Genomic DNA, 2,889 nt, shown 5'->3' with positions numbered 1-2,889 from the left:
AATGGAAAGTCCGGCCGTAGCAGGTGATAGCCCTGTAGACGAAATTTTGTGTGTGGAACTAAGCGTGAGAAAAGTAGGGCGGGACACGTGAAATCCTGTTTGAAGATGGGGGGACCATCCTCCAAGGCTAAATACTCGTGATCGACCGATAGTGAACCAGTACCGTGAGGGAAAGGCGAAAAGAACCCCGGAAGGGGAGTGAAATAGATCCTGAAACCGTATGCATACAAACAGTAGGAGCCTCCTTGTGGGGTGACTGCGTACCTTTTGTATAATGGGTCAGCGACTTACATTCAGTGGCAAGGTTAACCGAATAGGGAAGCCGTAGCGAAAGCGAGTCCGAATAGGGCGATTCAGTCGCTGGGTGTAGACCCGAAACCAGATGATCTATCCATGGCCAGGTTGAAGGCACGGTAACACGTGCTGGAGGACCGAACCCACTAATGTTGAAAAATTAGGGGATGAGCTGTGGATAGGGGTGAAAGGCTAAACAAATCTGGAAATAGCTGGTTCTCTCCGAAAACTATTTAGGTAGTGCCTCAAGTATTACTGCGGGGGGTAGAGCACTGTTATAGCTAGGGGGTCATGGCGACTTACCAAACTATGGCAAACTCCGAATACCCGCAAGTACAGCTTGGGAGACAGAGCACCGGGTGCTAACGTCCGGACTCAAGAGGGAAACAACCCAGACCGCCAGCTAAGGTCCCAAATTATCGCTAAGTGGGAAACGAAGTGGGAAGGCATAGACAGTCAGGAGGTTGGCTTAGAAGCAGCCATCCTTTAAAGAAAGCGTAATAGCTCACTGATCGAGTCGTCCTGCGCGGAAGATGTAACGGGGCTAAGCGATAAACCGAAGCTGCGGGTGTGCACTTTGTGCACGCGGTAGGAGAGCGTTCTGTAAGCCTGCGAAGGTGGCTTGTAAAGGCTGCTGGAGGTATCAGAAGTGCGAATGCTGACATGAGTAGCGATAAAGGGGGTGAAAAGCCCCCTCGCCGTAAGTCCAAGGTTTCCTGCGCAACGTTCATCGGCGCAGGGTGAGTCGGCCCCTAAGGCGAGGCAGAGATGCGTAGCTGATGGGAAGCTGGTTAATATTCCAGCACCGTCGTACAGTGCGATGGGGGGACGGATCGCGGAAGATCATCAGGGTGTTGGATGTCCCTGTTGACGTATCGAAGATGGCGCTTAGGCAAATCCGGGCGCGTAAATCAAGGGTACGGCACGAGCGAGCATTGCTTGCGAAGTGATTGGAAGTGGTTCCAAGAAAAGCCTCTAAGCTTCAGCTGTACGAGACCGTACCGCAAACCGACACAGGTGGACGGGATGAATATTCCAAGGCGCTTGAGAGAACTCAGGAGAAGGAACTCGGCAAATTGATACCGTAACTTCGGGAGAAGGTATACCCCGGTAGTGTGAAGCGCCTGCGCGCTTAGCATGATGGGGTCGCAGAGAATCGGTGGCTGCGACTGTTTATTAAAAACACAGCACTCTGCAAAGACGAAAGTCGACGTATAGGGTGTGACGCCTGCCCGGTGCCGGAAGGTTAAGTGATGGGGTGCAAGCTCTTGATCGAAGCCCCGGTAAACGGCGGCCGTAACTATAACGGTCCTAAGGTAGCGAAATTCCTTGTCGGGTAAGTTCCGACCTGCACGAATGGCGTAACGATGGCCACACTGTCTCCTCCTGAGACTCAGCGAAGTTGAAGTGTTTGTGATGATGCAATCTACCCGCGGCTAGACGGAAAGACCCCATGAACCTTTACTGTAGCTTTGCATTGGACTGTGAACCGGCCTGTGTAGGATAGGTGGGAGGCTTTGAAGCGTGGTCGCTAGATCACGTGGAGCCATCCTTGAAATACCACCCTGGTTTGTTTGCGGTTCTAACCTTGGTCCGTTATCCGGATCGGGGACAGTGCATGGTGGGCAGTTTGACTGGGGCGGTCTCCTCCCAAAGTGTAACGGAGGAGTTCGAAGGTACGCTAGGTACGGTCGGAAATCGTGCTGATAGTGCAATGGCATAAGCGTGCTTGACTGTGAGACTGACAAGTCGAACAGGTGCGAAAGCAGGACATAGTGATCCGGTGGTTCTGAATGGAAGGGCCATCGCTCAACGGATAAAAGGTACTCTGGGGATAACAGGCTGATACCGCCCAAGAGTTCATATCGACGGCGGTGTTTGGCACCTCGATGTCGGCTCATCTCATCCTGGGGCTGTAGCCGGTCCCAAGGGTATGGCTGTTCGCCATTTAAAGAGGTACGTGAGCTGGGTTTAAAACGTCGTGAGACAGTTTGGTCCCTATCTGCCGTGGGCGTTGGATACTTGACGGAGCCTGCTCCTAGTACGAGAGGACCGGAGTGGACGTACCTCTGGTGTACCGGTTGTCATGCCAATGGCATTGCCGGGTAGCTAAGTACGGAAGAGATAACCGCTGAAGGCATCTAAGCGGGAAACTCGTCTGAAGATTAGGTATCCCGGGGACTTGATCCCCCTAAAGAGTCGTTCGAGACCAGGACGTTGATAGGTCGGGTGTGGAAGCGCAGTAATGCGTTAAGCTAACCGATACTAATTGCTCGTGAGGCTTGATCCTATAACACTGATGGTTATGACCTGGTGATATAGCGTTCCAAGTGTCGTTCAATACAAAATCTGGCTGCCCCGTCAGCAGCCAGCCAACACCAATTACACCCACTGTGCGTTGATCATCGAGTCACACTCTGATCGCCACACGTTGCGCTTCTTCCAAGATTGGAGCGGTTGTCCTCAAAGACAATCTCTCAACCCGTTACGCCTGACGACCATAGCAAGGTGGTACCACTCCTTCCCATCCCGAACAGGACAGTGAAACGCCTTTGCGCCGATGATAGTGGACGGACGTCTGTGAAAGTAGGTCAT

Annotated in this window: 2 rRNA genes; both read left to right on the top strand. The window is 52.6% G+C overall.

From position 1 onward, the window contains the following. Nucleotides 1-2,584: ribosomal RNA gene (locus SB816_RS29635) — 23S ribosomal RNA — on the top strand; the annotation flags it as partial. A 200-nt stretch (nt 2,585-2,784) separates the two neighbouring features. Then, nucleotides 2,785-2,889, top strand: a 5S ribosomal RNA gene (gene rrf / locus SB816_RS29630); the annotation flags it as partial.

The sequence above is a fragment of the Achromobacter sp. SIMBA_011 genome, from assembly GCF_046535435.1.
Classification (GTDB): Bacteria; Pseudomonadota; Gammaproteobacteria; order Burkholderiales; family Burkholderiaceae_B; genus Achromobacter; species Achromobacter dolens.
The sequence above is the reverse complement of the archived record's forward strand: the minus strand, read 5'-3'. Positions and strand labels throughout refer to the sequence as shown.